This is a genomic window from Paraburkholderia sp. D1E, from assembly GCF_052682275.1.
In genome coordinates this window covers 1,403,835-1,420,099 of the sequence record NZ_JBQYMB010000001.1, presented here as the reverse complement: position 1 = coordinate 1,420,099, position 16,265 = coordinate 1,403,835, and the positions used below count along the sequence as shown (strand labels likewise).

The window sequence follows — 16,265 nt, the reverse complement described above, 5'->3', positions numbered from 1 at the left end:
TTTTCCCCGCAACAGATATGTCTTATATAAGACATAAGATAATGTTGACTTTGTGTCTGACGACTCCTACACTCCGTGTCGAGCAAGGGTTTGCGGGTTTTTCGGCGACTGTTTTGCACTATGCAATGCAGCGCCGCAGTGCACCGGCAGCCACTCTGCACCATGCTGTTCCCATGCAGTCCAGGTTTCGATTCGCCGCCATTCGTTGGTCAGACGCTTGCCGAAACGCGCTGTTTGCAGGAGCCCGCACCGTGCAGCGGCTACCCGGCGCCAACATGCCTCGCTTCCCGCTCCTCAGCAGCACAGGTTCCGGCATGGCGGTCTTGCCGCAGCGCGCCGCACAGCCTCGGCAAATTACGAGGCCGTACGCGAACAGTGAATTCCGCCGTGTTTCACAACGCTTCGCTGAACGCGCATATAGAATGGCGTTTTCCCTAGCGTCTAACGCATCGTCCTGGAGATTTCTCAATGGCTAAGCCCGCAAAGCGCGTTGCCGTCACCGGCGCCGCAGGTCAAATTGCTTACTCCCTGCTGTTCCGCATCGCCAATGGCGACCTGCTCGGCAAGGATCAGCCGGTTATCCTGCAACTGCTCGACCTGCCGCAAGCGCAAGGCGCCGTCAAAGGCGTCGTGATGGAACTGGATGATTGCGCATTCCCGCTGCTGTCGGGCGTCGTGATCACTGACGACCCGAAGGTCGCATTCAAGGATGCAGACGTGGCCCTGCTGGTCGGCGCACGTCCGCGTTCGAAAGGCATGGAGCGTAAAGACCTGCTGTCGGCAAACGCCGAAATCTTCACGGTTCAGGGCAAAGCGCTGAACGAAGTCGCCAGCCGCGACGTGAAGGTGCTGGTGGTCGGCAACCCGGCCAACACGAATGCTTACATCGCGATGAAGTCGGCGCCGGATCTGCCGAAGAAGAATTTCACCGCCATGCTGCGTCTGGACCACAACCGCGCGCTGTCGCAACTGGCCGCCAAGTCGGGCAAGCCGGTCGCTTCGATCGAAAAGCTGGCTGTGTGGGGCAACCACTCGCCGACCATGTACCCGGACTTCCGCGTCGCAACGGCAGAAGGTCAGGACCTGACCAAGCTGATCAACGACGAAGAATGGAACCGCAACACGTTCATCCCGACCGTCGGCAAGCGTGGCGCAGCGATTATCGAAGCGCGCGGCCTCTCGTCGGCAGCGTCGGCTGCTAACGCCGCGATCGACCACGTGCGTGACTGGGTACTCGGCACGAACGGCAAGTGGGTCACAATGGGTATTCCGTCGGATGGTTCGTATGGCATTCCGGAAGACATCATCTACGGTGTGCCGGTTACCTGCGAAAACGGCGAGTACAAGCGCGTTGAAGGCCTGGCTATCGACGCGTTCTCGCGCGAAAAGATGGACGGCACGCTGAACGAGCTGCTCGAAGAGCGCGAAGGCGTTCAACACCTGCTCGGCTAAGCGCCCGATGCAGACAAACCGGAACTCCGTAGCTTTATCGCGGCGGGTTCCGGTTTTTTTTGTGAATCAGATTTCCTAACGACCACCCACGCCCCTGACGCCGAAGATGCGCGCCCTCACACCCGCCGAAGTGCTGTTTGATGGCGAAGTGCCGCCCGCTGTGCTGCCTGCCTGCGATCATTACGCCGGCAGCGAGAAGCTGATGCTGAAATCACTGGCATTGCAGCAGCAACTCGGCCCGGTGTTCGACATCACGCTCGATTGTGAAGACGGTGCGCAAGTCGGCCGCGAAGCCGAACACGCGGAGCTGGTCGCGTCGCTGCTGGGTGGCGAGCATGACCAATTTGGCCGCGTCGGCGTGCGGATCCACGACTTCGACCACCCGCACTGGCGTGACGACGTCCGTCTCATTCTGCGCGCTGCAAAGCGAGCGCCCGCTTACATCACCCTGCCGAAGATCCGCAACGTTCCTGATGCCGCCGAAATGGTCGCGTTCATCGAGGCGACGCGGCGTGAACTCGGCATTGCACAGCCGGTGCCCGTGCAACTACTGGTCGAAACACATGGCGCGTTGACGCGCGTGTTCGATCTGGCCGCGCTGCCCGGCGTCGAGGCGCTGAGCTTCGGCCTGATGGACTTCGTCTCCGCGCACGACGGCGCGATCCCCGATACCGCCATGCGCTCGCCCGGTCAATTCGATCACCCGCTGGTGCGGCGCGCGAAGCTCGAGATCTCGGCCGCCTGTCACGCGCACGGCAAGGTGCCGTCGCATAACGTCAGCACCGAAGTGCGCGACATGAGCGTGGTTGCGAGCGACGCGGCCCGCGCCCGCAATGAGTTCGGCTACACGCGGATGTGGAGTATCCATCCGGCGCAGATCGAGGCGATCGTCGCCGCGTTTGCACCGCGTGACGAGGAAATCGTCACCGCAACCGAAATTCTGCTGGCTGCGCAGTCCGCTCAATGGGGACCTACGCGCTATCACGACACGCTGCACGACCGTGCGAGCTATCGCTACTACTGGTCGGTGCTGCGTCGCGCGCAATCCACTGGCCGCACCGTCCCGCAAGACGCTGCGCCGCTCTTCACGAAAGTGGGCGCTAACGGGCAAGTCGCATCATGAGCACGATGAGCAACGCAGCAGCCCGCATAGCAGCGCTGAACGGCGCTCTCATATGGGCCCGTGCAAGCAAGTCCCAGCATCGCCTGGTGCTGCAGGGAGCAGGCGTCAAATGCACCGTTCAACCTGAAGCAGCGAGCAGGCACAAAGGAGATTGCGGGAGATGAGCGAGACGACGCAAACCGCCGGTGCACAAGGCGAGAACGAACCTAAAAGCGGCTTCAAACCGAAGAAATCCGTCGCCCTGTCGGGCGTGACGGCGGGCAACACCGCGCTGTGCACGGTCGGCAAGACCGGCAACGATCTGCATTACCGCGGCTACGACATTCTCGACATCGCCGGCGCATGCGAATTTGAAGAGATCGCGTATCTGCTGGTCCACGAAAAGCTGCCGACGCAGGCCGAACTGACCGCCTACAAGATCAAGCTCAAGGCGTTGCGCGGCCTGCCCGCGAACGTCAAGGCCGCGCTGGAATGGATTCCGGCCGCCGCGCACCCGATGGATGTGATGCGCACAGGCGTCTCGGTGCTCGGCACCGTGCTGCCGGAGAAAGACGATCACAACCTGCCGGGCGCACGCGACATCGCCGACAAGCTGATGGCCGCGCTCGGTTCGATGCTGCTGTACTGGTACCACTACTCGCACAACGGCAAGCGCATCGAGGTCGAAACCGACGACGATTCGATCGGCGGCCACTTCCTGCATCTGCTGCACGGCGTGGAGCCGTCGAAGGCATGGGTCGACGCGATGCATGTGTCGCTGAACCTGTATGCCGAGCATGAATTCAATGCGTCGACCTTCACCGGCCGGGTGATCGCCGGTACGGGATCGGATATCTACTCGGCCATCACCGGGGCAATCGGCGCGCTGCGCGGCCCGAAGCACGGTGGCGCGAACGAAGTCGCGTTCGAGATCCAGTCGCGCTACCAAACGCCTGACGAAGCCGAAGCCGATATCCGTAAGCGCGTTGAAAACAAGGAAGTGGTGATCGGTTTCGGTCACCCGGTGTACACGATTTCCGACCCGCGCAACAAGGTCATCAAGGACATCGCGAAGAAGTTGTCGAAGGAAGCGGGCAACACCAAGCTGTTCAGCATCGCCGAGCGTCTTGAAACAGTGATGGCAGATGCGAAAAAGATGTTTCCAAATCTCGACTGGTTCAGCGCGGTGTCGTATCACATGATGGGCGTGCCGACGGCGATGTTCACGCCGCTGTTCGTGATCGCCCGCACGGCAGGCTGGAGCGCGCACATTATCGAGCAGCGGATCGACAACAAGATCATTCGTCCGAGCGCGAATTACACCGGTCCCGAGAATTTGAAGTACGTGCCGCTAAATAGGAGAAAATAGCGGTCGCTGTGCGCTTTCAAAGCGCGTGCAGTTCAACCCTCGCGGTTGCCAGGACCGGTAGCCCGCGCACTGTTTAACTGAAATTAGATAGAAAGGTTCTCCACCATGAAAAAGCTGATGATCGCCGCCGTGATTGGCGCACTGTCCACGACGATGCTGACCGTCGCGACTGACGCCGCCGCACAAACGGCGACCACCGCCACGAAGCCGGCTGCCAAGGCTGTGGCGAAGCGCCCGCAACCGAAGCGCCTGATCAAGCGCAAGGCCAATCCGTCCAAGGAAGCGAAGGTCGATCCGATTCTGGACGGCTCCGAAAAGTGGTCGTGCAACGAAGGTCTGGCATTCGACCTGAAGGGCGACATGAAGCGTGACCAGATCGTCACGGTTCACTGGGCGAACAAAAACTACAATTTGCCGCGCGAAGCGACCACCACGGGCGCAGACCGTTTCCACGACGCCGCATCGGGTATGGATCTCGTCGTGATCCCGACGAAGGCGATGTTGTTCTCGGATAAGGACAGCTCGCGTCTGGCCGACGAATGCAAGACGGCAGCCATGATCCAGGGCGCGCCGGCTCCGACGCAATCGAACGCGATCAACAAGACCAACTAATCCGTTACATCAGGAAAGCTCCCCGATGTCCGCTCCGATTTCCAACGTGCGACCCGACCCGGACCCAGTCCTGGTCGATATTGTCGATTACGTGCTGGATTTCCCGATCGACAGCACGCTCGCGCTGGACACCGCGCGTAACTGCCTGATCGATACACTCGGCTGCGGACTCGAGGCGCTCACCTACCCGGCGTGCACCAAGCTGATGGGACCGATCGTGCCCGGCACGATCGTCCCCAACGGCGCGAAGGTGCCGGGAACTTCCTTCCAGCTGGATCCGGTTCAGGCCGCCTTCAACATCGGCGCGATGATCCGCTGGCTGGACTTCAACGATACCTGGCTGGCAGCGGAATGGGGCCATCCGTCGGATAACCTCGGCGGGATTCTGGCGACAGCCGACTGGCTCTCGCGCAGTGCCATCGCAGCGGGCAAGAAGCCGCTGACGATGAAAGACGTGTTGATCGGCATGATCAAGGCGCACGAAATTCAAGGTTGTATCGCGCTCGAGAACTCGTTCAACAAGGTCGGGCTCGATCATGTTCTGCTGGTGAAGCTGGCGTCGACCGCAGTGGTCGGCCAGATGATCGGTTTGACGCGCGACGAGTTGATCAACGCGGTATCGCAAGCATTTGTCGATGGGCATGCGTTGCGCACCTACCGCCATGCGCCGAATACCGGCTCACGCAAGTCGTGGGCCGCAGGCGATGCGACATCGCGCGCCGTGCGTCTCGCGCTGATTGCGAAGACCGGCGAAATGGGTTATCCGTCGGTGCTGACGGCTAAAACCTGGGGCTTTTACGATGTCCTGTTCAAGGGCAACGCGTTCAAGTTTCAGCGTCCGTACGGTTCGTACGTGATGGAAAACGTGCTCTTCAAAATTTCGTTTCCGGCAGAATTCCACGCGCAAACAGCGGTGGAAGCGGCCATGAAGCTGCACGCGCAGCTCGCAACTCAACGCAAGCGCGTAGAAGACATCAAAAAGATCACGATCCGCACCCACGAAGCCGCGATCCGCATTATCGACAAGAAAGGCCCCCTGAACAATCCGGCCGACCGCGATCATTGCATTCAGTACATGATCGCCGTGCCGCTGATCCACGGCCGCCTGACGGCTGCGGACTATGAAGATTCGATCGCGCAGGACGCGCGACTCGATGTGCTGCGCGCAAAGATGGAATGTGTCGAAGACGCGCAGTTCACGAAGGATTACCACGATCCGGAGAAGCGTTCGATCGCCAATGCACTGACGGTCGAATTCAACGACGGGTCGAAATTCGACGAAGTTGTAGTCGAATACCCGATCGGTCACAAGCGTCGTCGCGAAGACGGGATTCCGTTGCTGGTCGAGAAGTTCAAGACCAATCTCGCGCGCCGCTTTCCGGTCAGGCAACAACTGGCGATTCTCGACGTGTCGCTCGATCAGGCAAGGCTCGAAGCCATGCCGGTCAATGAATACGTCGATCTGTACGTCATCTAGTTAAGTTAAGTACTGTAGTTCCGCGATCAAACCAAGGAAAACACCATGGCCCACAACCTCCACAAAACGCTCAAGGAATTCGACAGCGGTTCCGGCAAAGGCAAGTTCTACTCCCTGCCGCAACTCGGCAAGGCACTGAACATCAAGATCGACCGCCTGCCGGTATCGATCCGTATCGTGCTGGAATCGGTGCTGCGTAACTACGACGGCAAGAAGATCGCCGACGAACACATCACGCAACTCGCGAACTGGAAGCCGACCGCAGCACGCGTCGACGAAATCCCGTTCGTCGTGTCGCGCGTCGTGCTGCAAGATTTTACCGGCGTGCCGCTGCTCGCCGACATCGCTGCAATGCGCGGTGTCGCGAAACACATGGGCAAGGATCCGAAGTCGATCGAACCGCTGGTCCCGGTCGATCTGGTGGTCGATCACTCGGTGCAGATCGATCACTTCCGCGAAAAGAACGCGCTCGACCTGAACATGAAACTGGAATTCCAGCGCAACAACGAGCGCTATCAGTTCATGAAGTGGGGCATGCAGGCATTCGACACGTTCAAGGTCGTGCCGCCGGGCGTCGGTATCGTTCACCAGGTGAACCTGGAATACCTCGCACGCGGCGTGCACAAGAAGGCCGAAGGCGCAGACACGGTCTACTACCCGGATTCGCTGGTCGGCACTGACAGCCACACCACGATGATCAACGGCATCGGCGTGGTGGGCTGGGGCGTGGGCGGTATTGAAGCTGAAGCCGGCATGCTCGGCCAGCCGGTGTACTTCCTGACGCCGGACGTGGTGGGCGTCGAACTGAAGGGCAAGTTGCGCGAAGGCCTGACGGCGACCGACCTGGTCCTGACCGTTACCGAACTGCTGCGCAAGGAAAAGGTTGTCGGCAAGTTCGTCGAGTTCTTTGGCGAAGGCACGAAGTCGCTGTCCCTGCCGGACCGCGCAACCATCGGCAACATGGCGCCGGAATACGGCGCAACCATGGGCTTCTTCCCGGTCGACGAAAAAACCATCGACTACTTCAAGGGCACGGGCCGCACCGACGCAGAAATCTCCGCCTTCGAAAACTACTTCAAGGCGCAGGGTCTGTTCGGTATTCCGAAGGCTGGCCAGATCGACTACACCAAGGTCGTCACGCTGGATCTCGGCACGGTGACGCCGTCGCTGGCGGGTCCGAAGCGCCCGCAAGACCGTATCGAAATCGGTCATGTGAAGTCGACCTTCAGCGACCTGTTCTCGAAGCCGGTGGCAGAAAACGGCTTCGCGAAGAAGTCGGAAGACCTCGACGCGCAATACACGACGAGCAACGGCGTCGACGTGAAGAACGGCGACATCCTGATCGCCGCCATCACGTCGTGCACGAACACGTCGAACCCGAGCGTCTTGTTGGCTGCTGGCTTGCTGGCGAAGAAGGCTGTGGAAGCCGGCCTGACGGTCGCTCCGCACATCAAGACCTCGCTGGCTCCGGGATCGCGCATCGTCACGGAATACCTGACGAAGACCGACTTGATGAAGTACCTCGACAAGCTCGGTTTCACGCTGGCCGCTTACGGTTGCACGACCTGTATCGGTAACGCGGGCGATCTGACACCGGAACTGAACGAAGCGATCACGAAGAACGACATCGTCGCGGCAGCGGTTCTGTCGGGCAACCGTAACTTCGAAGCGCGGATTCACCCGAACATCCGGGCGAACTTCCTGGCCTCGCCGCCGCTGGTTGTCGCTTACGCGATCGCCGGCAACATCACGCGCGACCTGATGACCGAACCGGTCGGCAAGGGCAAGGGCGGCAAGGACATCTACCTGGGCGACATCTGGCCGACCAGCGAAGAAGTCGACGCACTGCTCAAGTTTGCGCTGGACGCAGATGCGTTCCGCAAGAACTACTCGGCGCTGACCAAGAAGGGCGACCTGTGGAGCAAGATCGAAGGCGAAGAAGGTCAAGTCTACGACTGGCCGAAGTCGACCTACATCGCTGAGCCGCCGTTCTTCGGCAAGGACTTCTCGATGACGCCGGCCGACAGCATCGCTCCGGTCAAGGGCGCACGCGCACTGGGCATCTTCGGTGACTCGGTCACGACCGACCACATCAGCCCGGCTGGTTCGATCAAGGAAGACTCGCCGGCAGGCAAGTGGCTGAAGGCAAACGGCGTGCAGAAGGCTGACTTCAACAGCTACGGCTCGCGCCGCGGCAACCACGACGTGATGATGCGCGGCACGTTCGCGAACGTCCGGATCAAGAATCTGATGATCCCGGTGAAAGCAGACGGCTCGCGCGTTGAAGGCGGTTTGACGATTCACCAGCCGAGTGGCGAACAAGAGTCGATCTATGACGCAGCAATGAAGTACATCGACGCGGGCACGCCGACCGTGGTGTTTGCCGGTGAAGAGTACGGCACGGGCTCGTCGCGTGACTGGGCTGCGAAGGGTACGCAACTGCTGGGCGTGAAGGCTGTGGTCGCACGCAGCTTCGAGCGGATTCACCGTTCGAACCTGGTCGGCATGGGCGTGTTGCCGCTGCAGTTCAAGGGCTCGGACAGCGTGCAATCGCTCGGTATTACCGGCGAAGAAACGTTCGATGTTGAAGGCCTGGGCAACGACTTCAAGCCGCAACAGGAAGTGACACTGGTGATTCACGGCAAGGACGGTAAGGAGAAGCGCGTGCAGGTGCTGCTGCGTATCGATACGCCGATCGAAGTGGACTACTACAAGCACGGCGGGATTCTGCCGTTCGTGCTGCGTTCGCTGCTGGCTGCTTAAGGTATTCGCTTACGCGTGCTGTAACTGCGTCAGCGCTGTTTTGCAGGGGCTGCGTCCTGTGGAGGACGCAGCCGATTTTAGAAGCCCGGCTTTGGCCGGGCTTTTTTTATTTGCCCCGCTCGCTCCTGTTGTTACTTGAATGCGTCCGGGTTGTCGGTGATCCTGCGTTGGGTCATGCGGGCATTCCAGTTGGTGTCGGACGGCACGCTCGCACGCATGGTCGGGGCCGGACGATGTTGCTGGGCAGCCCAGTTCATCCACGACGCGTCGTCTGTCGAAACGTCGTTATGTGTTACGCCAGCGGTCCACTCGGGCTGCTTCGACGCTGCGGGAGTCGAGGCCGGCCTGGTGGCACGACTCAAGGCCATGCGTTCGTTGACGTGGGCTTCGGACAGACGCGCCACCTTGACCCGCTTCACGGTCTTTTCCGTAGGGGTTGCGGTGCTGTCGTTGCGGGACGTGATCTGCACGGTCTGCTTCGGCACGATGGAAGACGCTCGCGCAACTTGCTTCGTCGCAACGTACGGCGGAGATGCGGCCTGAGTGTCCTGCTTCGGGACGGCAGGCGATGCGGACACGACTTGCATAGCCTGCGCTGGCACAACAGGCGATACAGACACCACTTGCGTAGCCCGCGCCGATACAACAGGAGACACCGGTTTAGCCTGCGCGTCTTGCTTGGGTGCAGTTGGCGGCAACGGCACGGTTTGGGCGACTTGCGTGGGCGCGCCAGCAGACTCTGCCGCCGCTACGTGTGCGGACTGAGCCTTCGCTGGCGCGTCGGCGTTCACCGACGTCGCCGGCGCCGCGCTCGCTGCTGCGGCGACGGTTGGGGCCGCCGCCTTCCCGCCCGCAATCTCTGCTTGCCAGGCTGCAACCACCGGCGTGACAGACGGCTTCTTCGCCTTCTCCGCGTCCTTCATCGAGCACGTGACCAGCAGCCATGTCAGCGCGATGGTACAGCCAGCGAAGATAGCTCCAGCCAGTAGATGATCGGAGCGCGCCGAACGAGGACGAGCCGTGTCCATTTGCAGATAGCGATTTGCTTCCGCCACGGCGGCGTCGAAGCTGCGGGTGTCTACGCGTTGCGGCGGCGCCTTGTAGAACAGCACGTGCTTCACGCCTGGCGGAAACATGCTGGCTTGTGGCCGCTTGGCAATTCCGCTAACGGCGTGCTGCACCGCCTGGCGCAGCACACGATGGCGCGAACCGAACGGCGGCGGCAAGCCGTCAAACGGTCGCGGCAACGGAATCGTCAGATCGCCTTCGATCAAGGCTAGCGGTCGAGTCATTGCAGGTTGCTCCGAGGTAGGTCGATCGCCTTGTCGAGTTGATTCATCAACGCGTGGGCGCGCTTCGCAAGCGCCTCGATGACGCCCGGTTCAGGTCCGGGTTGGGCCAGGCTGGCGCGTCGCAGCGCTTCCATCAAACTTTGCGCGCCGACAAGACCTACGGCTCCGCTAAGTCTGTGCAGCAACGAGCGCAACCCGGCGATGTCGCCGAGATGAGTTAACCCGCTCATGCGTTCCAGATCGGCGTCCATCGAACGCCGCCAGCCGCCGAGAAACGTGTGGAGATCGATACCCTCGTCAGACAGCGCGTCGAGATAGCGGCGTTCGAAAGGTTCAGATTGGGCACTTGCGGAAGCTTCCTGCTGCGCGGCAATGCCTGGCAGAAGTGCCTGTGCATTGCGAGCAGGTTCTGCGAGCGGCTCCCATTGCTCCACGGTGAACGGCGCATTAAAGCTCGCGCGCGTGACGGAATGTGAGTCGCTTGCAACGGAAAGCTCACCTTGCATACGCTTCGCGAGTATCTGGCAGAGCGGCAAGCAAGCGTCAGCATCGCCGAATCGCTCGCCCAGGAGCGATTCGTCAGGGTTCGGCCCAAAAAGTTGCAGCTGAGCGACCTCGGAGGGTTCTTCACCGGCGTGCGTCACGTTCATAAAAATTTGCTGCGAGCCAGCGTTCAGCGGCTCCGCTCGCACGACGAGTGCAATCTCACCGTTCGTATTGAGTTGAATCGTGCGATTGAGCAGATGGAAGAACATCTGACCGAGTCGACCGCTGTCGACGAGAATCCGCTCCGCGACCGTTTGATCAACGCTCGAGCTCAAGTGCAAGCCACGCTGAACCGCAGACGGAGACAACAGCGCAGCAATGCCGCCGATGAGCTCGCGCAGATTCGTCGCGCTCTCGTCGAGAACAAAGGCACGCGACTCCAGCGGCGAAACGTCCAGCAGGTCGTTAAGCGTTTGGGTCCACGTGCGCACTGCGGATTGAATCACGACCATCTGCACGCGTTGAGCCGACGGCATGGCCGCCGTTTCGAACGATTCAAGCAGACCCGCTACTGCGGTCAACGGAGCTTCCGCGTAAAGGCGCATCGCGCCGAGCAGCCAGAGCCGCTCCTGCCTCGCAGCGGCACTCACCTGAGTGGATGCCGCTACGCGCGCGGCCTGCTCACGAGCTTCGGCCGCGTCGCACCGGCGTGTCCATGTGTCTTCCGCCTGGTGCAGTTTCTCCGCAGCGCGCCTCAGCGCAGCACGAGACAGGCACGCGCCAGCCAGCGCAACGACTGCCGGAGCCGCGAGGGCCACTAACCACGTTTGCTGCTCGATCGCGCCATCCTGCGCGGCCGTTACCAGTTGGCCCGCGGATTTGTGGCTATCAGTTGAAGCAAGCTTGAGGGACGCACTGGCGGCGGTATTGTCGCGCGAATCAGGATCACGGACGGGCTGCCCGAGTTGTCCCGCTGCATCGCGTGCGGCCAGCGCAGCAGCCGCAGGCGAATCGTCCACTTGCAGCGCGCGCGGCGTACTGTCGACTAACGACGCCGCATTGGCACGTATCGAGAGCATGCATAGCAGTGCAAATGCAAACAGACAGCCCAACACCGTCGCGAAACGGATCGAAGTGAGCCCCGCTTTGCGAGAGAAAGAGTGAGAAACACGCGACGCACGACGGTGCGCGCCCGCTAAAGAACCAGGCATGCCCATTTTATTCATAGCCCGCAAAACTCAGTCGATCAGCCGATGCAACGAAGCAAACTCGATCAGCGCTGCCAAAGAAGACAAACCAAGCTTTTCCTGGATGCGGCTCTTGTACGTACTCACTGTTTTGTCGCTCATAAAAAGCGCGTCGCCGATTGCCTTGTTCGACATGCCTTTCGAGAGCATCTGCAGAATCACGAGTTCCTTATCGGACAACAGCTTGAGTCTGTCTTCTTCATTTACCGCGTTAGCGCACGGCGCGATACCGGTACCGCTGGCCGTCACAGGAAATACCGTATAGCCGGCCAGCACTGCCTCAACGCCGCGCATGATTTCCTTCATCTCCTGCGACTTGGCGACGAAACCGTGCACGCCCGAACGCATCGCCCGCGGCGCGAAGGTAGCCGGGTCCTGCCCGGACAGCACTAGCACGCGCATCGCAGGATGGGCGAGCTTGAGACGCGGAATCACGTCGAGCCCGCTTATGCGAGGAATATCCAGATCGAGGATTGCAAGTTTCGGCGTGTATTGTCGGGCCATTTCGACAGCGATTTGTCCGTTGTCAGCTTCGATCACCTCTTCAATGCCGAGCAATTGCATGAGCTGCATCTTGATGACCAACCGAAACGCGGGATGGTCGTCGACAACGAGAATAGTAGACATATATTGTATTCCTTATGAAATCATCCCCTTGCCACGCTGATGCTTACCATCGGTAAGCCCCAAAATATTCTGTCGATCGATGCAGAACCCATGATCCGCCCTCCATACAAGAAAGCAGGTGTCAGCAAGTATTTTCCACCCGATTCGCGCGCGACAGCGCCCCCGCCCTATTGCAGGGGATTGCTGGGAATTAAGAATATGGAGCTCGTAGCGAGCCGGGGATGCCACGCGTGCGAGTCGAAATATTGATCGGCTGCACGACGTTGGCATCCATCAATACTTACGGTCATTCTTGACACATGGGCACGCTATGAAGCAGCGGCCACAAACTCAATCTCGACGCGGCGATTCGGCGCAAGACACTGCACCAGTTCATCGCGCTTCGTTTGCTCACAGTTGACCACCTGATTCGCACTGCCTTGACCCTGCGCAATTATCGGCAATGTCACGCCGTGAGTGCGCAGATACTGCTTTACCGTTTGCGCGCGCTGCACAGACAGACTCTGGTTGTGGGCGTCGCTACCGAGGCGGTCGGCGTAGCCGACAATCTTAAGTTCGCGTATTGCGGGAACCTTCTTCAGACCAGTCACCACGTCATCGAGACGTTGCTTGCCGGACGGCAGGATCGCGGCCTCATTCCCGCCGTCGAAGCGGAACAGGGAATCGGCTCGTAGCGTTATTTTTTTAGGCACCTGCGCCACGGCTACCGGTGCCGGCGCCTGCTTCGTCTGCTTGCATTGCAACGCCGTTTCCGCCGACACCCTCAAGTTGCCCAGGATTTCCGGCAAACGCTTTTCAGCCGTGGAGAAACTTCGCATCCATGCGTCATGCCCGGCATGCATCAGTTCGACTTCGGCACAGGCGAGAGGCCGTTGCGCCTCAGGACATTCGGCAATGGCGGGATCGCTCTTGATGGTATTGACGATCTTCCAGAGATCAGGACGCACGGTCGACACCGTACGCAGAGCCGGGTTAGCTGCAGATAACGGCGTGCCATTTTCGAGACCGATCGTAATCGTTGCAGCCTGACCGATCGCTTCCTCAACGAAACCCCAGTGATCGTTACCCTGCCGCGCCTGCAGGCCGGCATCGATCCAGCACTGCGCCTTTGCCTGAAAATAGCCGTTCTTTTCGCCCGGCACTTGATTGAGCCGCTGCTGCAACGATGCCAGCGCCATGCGGCTGCTGACAATCGGAGCGTAGGTGCTGACCCATTGTCCGTTAGCCGCACCTGCAGCTTCGTCCTGCGAGGCAACGACGCCAGTTTTCAACACGGTGGCATCTTCAATACCGAGTCGATCACGCGCGGCGTGGTCCGCGCAGCCTGACAAGGCCAGCGCACACACTAGCATCGTTAGCTGAAATTTCATTGATTTTCTGCGTCGAGCGCATCTTATTTAAGAGGGCTCAGTATGAAGAGACGCAGAGAGGTGGGGAATGGGAAGATTCTTAGAAACATGTGGGAAAGTTGCGGCGCAAGGATTCACGCCGCATAACAGATGTCATATGGCTCAGACTTAATTGCGGACTGCCCGAGCCGCATTCCGCCCCCGCAACCACTCCAGCGCCAGCAACAGGCACGTGGAAAACACAATCAGAATCGTCGCAAGCGCGGCAATTGTCGGGCTGATGTTCTCGCGAATCCCGGTGAACATCTGCCGCGGCAGCGTGGTCTGATCCGCTCCTGCCAGGAACAGCGTCACCACCACTTCATCGAACGATGTTGCGAACGCGAACAGGGCGCCCGAAATCACGCCCGGTGCAATCACCGGCAACGTGATGCGGAAAAACGTCTTCACCGGATTTGCGCCCAGCGACAAACTGGCACGCACCAGGTTGTAGTTGAAGCCTTGCAGCGTCGCCGCCACCGTCGTCACGACAAACGGCACACCTAGCGACGCATGCGCGAGAATCAGCCCGATATAAGTATTGGCCAGTCCAAGTGGCGCAAAGAACAGATACATGCCGACGCCGACCACCACCACCGGCACGATCATCGGCGAAATCAGGATCGCCATCAGCAGCGCTTTGCCGCGGAAGTTCGCTTTGGTCAGGCCGATTGCAGCCAGTGTGCCGAGTACGGTTGCGACGACCGTGGCAGAAGGCGCCACGATAAAGCTGTTCTTCGCCGCCATGCGCCATTCGTCGGACATAATCAGGTTCTGATACCAGCGCAGCGACCAGCCTGGAATCGGATAGACCAGAAACGTGCTCGACGAAAATGACAACGGCACGATCGCCAGCACCGGCAGAATCAGATACAGCAGCGTCAGCACTGCAAGCGCACGCAGCGCGAAATACCACACACGCTCAACCAAAGACGTATGCGGCGCAAACAAGGGCTTGGCAAGTTTCATCGCGAGTAAGCTCCGTTCAGGCGATCAGCCGAGGCTCAGCGACGAACGCGTAAAGCGTCCGTAGATGACATACAGCACGAGCGTCGCGGCGAGCAGCAAACCGCCGAGTGCACACGCCATGCCCCAATTGATCGTCACGTTCGTGAAGTACGCGACGTAATAGCTGACCATTTGATCGTTCGGTCCACCGAGCAGCGCCGGCGTGATGTAGTAGCCGATTGCCAGAATGAACACCAGCAGTGCGCCGGCACCGATGCCCGGATACGTCTGCGGCACATATACGCGCCAGAACGCAGCGAACGGATGACTGCCGAGCGAAATGGCCGCGCGTTGATAAGTCGGCGGGATCGATTTCATTACGCTGTAGAGCGGCAGAATCATGAACGGCAGCAGAATGTGCGTCATCGAGATATACACGCCGGTGCGGTTAAACAGCAGCGACAACGGATCGTGCAACAAACCACTGGCGATCAACGCTTTATTCACCAACCCCTCGCTTTGCAGAATCACGATCCACGCGGCGACGCGCACGAGGATCGAAGTCCAGAACGGAATCAGCACCAGAATCATCACCAGATTCGCGCGACGATCGGACAGCGTCGAGATCCAGTAAGCGAGCGGGTAGCCGAGCAGCAGAGCAAAGAACGTCACGGCGGCGCCGATCACGAACGTGCGGCTAAACACGTGCAGATAAATCTGTTGGTCGGGATCGGTCTCCCTGATGTGACCGAAAGCGTCCTGCTTATGGTCTAAAGATGCTAGCAGATAGAACGGTGAATAGGCGCCGGAGTTCTTGGCAATCGCTTGCCAATAAGCGATATCGTTCCAGCGCTCGTCGAGCTCGACGAACTTGGCATGCATTTGTGCGGGGGTCAGCGTCAGCGGCTTGCTGTTGTCGTCGACGAACGGCATGGCGCGCGCCGACTTCGCGACCAGCGAGCGATAGCCGGGAATCTCCACATTCAACCGACGCGCCAATGCACCCATACCGTCGCTATCTGCAACCGCGGTCAGATCGACAGCCAACGCAGCATACGCGGCGTCGGGGGGCGGCGTCTTGCGATCCCAGCCGCTCAACGCACTCAGCGTATGCGGCAGCGCATTGACCACCTCCGGATTCTGCGCGGCGCGCGTCAATAGCGCGCCAATCGGCACGACGAAAATCAGCAGCAAAAAAATCGCGAGCGGCGCAATCAGCAACAGCGCCATTGCGCGCTTCTTCGCTTCCGCGGCCTTCAGTTCCCGCTTGAGCTTAACACTCGACTCAGGCGTCGAATCAGCGGCGATCGACATCGTATTCACACCCATCCCCTGTCGATCCGGAGTTAGCGCTTCAGCGCTTACTCCGGTCCCATGCAACGCGGTCGATCCGGAGTTAGCGCTTTAGCGCTTACTCCGGTCCCATGCACCCAGCTGTTCGCACACGTCGCGAACCCGTGCGCTGGCGTTTCATTTCATCGCTAAAGCGCGGCTTTACTAAC

12 protein-coding genes are annotated in these 16,265 nt (G+C 60.0%); 6 read left to right on the top strand and 6 right to left on the bottom strand.

What is annotated here, in order from left to right:
* Window positions 1-468 precede the first annotated feature (468 nt).
* The 6 genes from ACUN0E_RS06630 (at window position 469) to acnA (ending at window position 8,775) form a co-directional block, all read left to right on the top strand.
* Complete coding sequence (locus tag ACUN0E_RS06630) at window positions 469-1,452, top strand: malate dehydrogenase (protein WP_074289036.1); 984 nt, start codon at window positions 469-471, stop codon at window positions 1,450-1,452.
* Between the two features lie 106 nt (window positions 1,453-1,558).
* Window positions 1,559-2,575 (top strand): HpcH/HpaI aldolase/citrate lyase family protein, encoded by a 1,017-nt coding sequence (locus ACUN0E_RS06625; protein ID WP_445566036.1) that lies wholly within the window; start codon window positions 1,559-1,561, stop codon window positions 2,573-2,575.
* Between the two features lie 160 nt (window positions 2,576-2,735).
* Entirely contained in the window at window positions 2,736-3,923 is a 1,188-nt protein-coding gene (gene prpC, locus ACUN0E_RS06620) for a bifunctional 2-methylcitrate synthase/citrate synthase (RefSeq protein WP_445566035.1), read from the top strand.
* 105 nt (window positions 3,924-4,028) lie between these two features.
* On the top strand, window positions 4,029-4,535 hold the full coding sequence (locus ACUN0E_RS06615; protein WP_408239107.1) for a hypothetical protein: 507 nt from the start codon (window positions 4,029-4,031) through the stop codon (window positions 4,533-4,535).
* A gap of 25 nt (window positions 4,536-4,560) precedes the next feature.
* Complete coding sequence (locus tag ACUN0E_RS06610) at window positions 4,561-6,012, top strand: bifunctional 2-methylcitrate dehydratase/aconitate hydratase (protein ID WP_445566034.1); 1,452 nt, start codon at window positions 4,561-4,563, stop codon at window positions 6,010-6,012.
* Window positions 6,013-6,057: 45 nt separating this feature from the next.
* Window positions 6,058-8,775: an aconitate hydratase AcnA gene (gene acnA, locus ACUN0E_RS06605; RefSeq protein ID WP_445566033.1), complete on the top strand. Its 2,718-nt coding sequence runs from the start codon at window positions 6,058-6,060 to the stop codon at window positions 8,773-8,775.
* A 131-nt stretch (window positions 8,776-8,906) separates the two neighbouring features.
* Here the strand turns inward: acnA and ACUN0E_RS06600 are convergent, their stop codons facing one another.
* The 6 genes from ACUN0E_RS06600 to ACUN0E_RS06575 all read right to left on the bottom strand — a co-directional run bounded on the left by ACUN0E_RS06600 (window position 8,907) and on the right by ACUN0E_RS06575 (window position 16,077).
* A complete protein-coding gene (locus ACUN0E_RS06600; protein ID WP_445566032.1) occupies window positions 8,907-10,067 on the bottom strand; it encodes a hypothetical protein in 1,161 nt (386 codons plus the stop codon).
* Window positions 10,064-11,632, bottom strand: coding sequence for a sensor histidine kinase (locus ACUN0E_RS06595; protein ID WP_445566031.1), 1,569 nt, complete (start codon window positions 11,630-11,632; stop codon window positions 10,064-10,066). The genes ACUN0E_RS06600 and ACUN0E_RS06595 overlap by 4 nt, the downstream gene beginning before the upstream one ends.
* 159 nt (window positions 11,633-11,791) lie before the next feature.
* Entirely contained in the window at window positions 11,792-12,427 is a 636-nt protein-coding gene (locus tag ACUN0E_RS06590) for a response regulator (RefSeq protein WP_445566030.1), read from the bottom strand.
* 308 nt (window positions 12,428-12,735) lie between these two features.
* Window positions 12,736-13,797 carry an OmpA family protein gene (locus ACUN0E_RS06585; RefSeq protein WP_445566029.1) on the bottom strand — a complete coding sequence of 354 codons (1,062 nt, stop codon included), beginning with the start codon at window positions 13,795-13,797 and terminating at the stop codon, window positions 12,736-12,738.
* Window positions 13,798-13,944: 147 nt separating this feature from the next.
* Window positions 13,945-14,784, bottom strand: coding sequence for an ABC transporter permease (locus ACUN0E_RS06580; RefSeq protein ID WP_445566028.1), 840 nt, complete (start codon window positions 14,782-14,784; stop codon window positions 13,945-13,947).
* 24 nt (window positions 14,785-14,808) lie between these two features.
* The gene (locus tag ACUN0E_RS06575; RefSeq protein WP_408389789.1) at window positions 14,809-16,077 is read right to left on the bottom strand and encodes an ABC transporter permease; all 1,269 of its coding nucleotides are present in this window, start codon (window positions 16,075-16,077) and stop codon (window positions 14,809-14,811) included.
* Window positions 16,078-16,265 lie beyond the last annotated feature (188 nt).

What these genes read in the sequence shown, in the direction of transcription:
- ACUN0E_RS06575 (WP_408389789.1), bottom strand. Translation starts at nt 16,077, where the DNA reads ATGTCGATCGCCGCTGATTCGACGCCTGAGTCGAGTGTTAAGCTCAAG.
- ACUN0E_RS06580 (WP_445566028.1), bottom strand. Translation starts at nt 14,784, where the DNA reads ATGAAACTTGCCAAGCCCTTGTTTGCGCCGCATACGTCTTTGGTTGAG.
- prpC (WP_445566035.1), top strand. Translation starts at nt 2,736, where the DNA reads ATGAGCGAGACGACGCAAACCGCCGGTGCACAAGGCGAGAACGAACCT.
- ACUN0E_RS06625 (WP_445566036.1), top strand. Translation starts at nt 1,559, where the DNA reads ATGCGCGCCCTCACACCCGCCGAAGTGCTGTTTGATGGCGAAGTGCCG.
- ACUN0E_RS06615 (WP_408239107.1), top strand. Translation starts at nt 4,029, where the DNA reads ATGAAAAAGCTGATGATCGCCGCCGTGATTGGCGCACTGTCCACGACG.
- ACUN0E_RS06610 (WP_445566034.1), top strand. Translation starts at nt 4,561, where the DNA reads ATGTCCGCTCCGATTTCCAACGTGCGACCCGACCCGGACCCAGTCCTG.
- ACUN0E_RS06590 (WP_445566030.1), bottom strand. Translation starts at nt 12,427, where the DNA reads ATGTCTACTATTCTCGTTGTCGACGACCATCCCGCGTTTCGGTTGGTC.
- ACUN0E_RS06595 (WP_445566031.1), bottom strand. Translation starts at nt 11,632, where the DNA reads ATGCTCTCGATACGTGCCAATGCGGCGTCGTTAGTCGACAGTACGCCG.
- ACUN0E_RS06600 (WP_445566032.1), bottom strand. Translation starts at nt 10,067, where the DNA reads ATGACTCGACCGCTAGCCTTGATCGAAGGCGATCTGACGATTCCGTTG.
- ACUN0E_RS06630 (WP_074289036.1), top strand. Translation starts at nt 469, where the DNA reads ATGGCTAAGCCCGCAAAGCGCGTTGCCGTCACCGGCGCCGCAGGTCAA.
- acnA (WP_445566033.1), top strand. Translation starts at nt 6,058, where the DNA reads ATGGCCCACAACCTCCACAAAACGCTCAAGGAATTCGACAGCGGTTCC.
- ACUN0E_RS06585 (WP_445566029.1), bottom strand. Translation starts at nt 13,797, where the DNA reads ATGAAATTTCAGCTAACGATGCTAGTGTGTGCGCTGGCCTTGTCAGGC.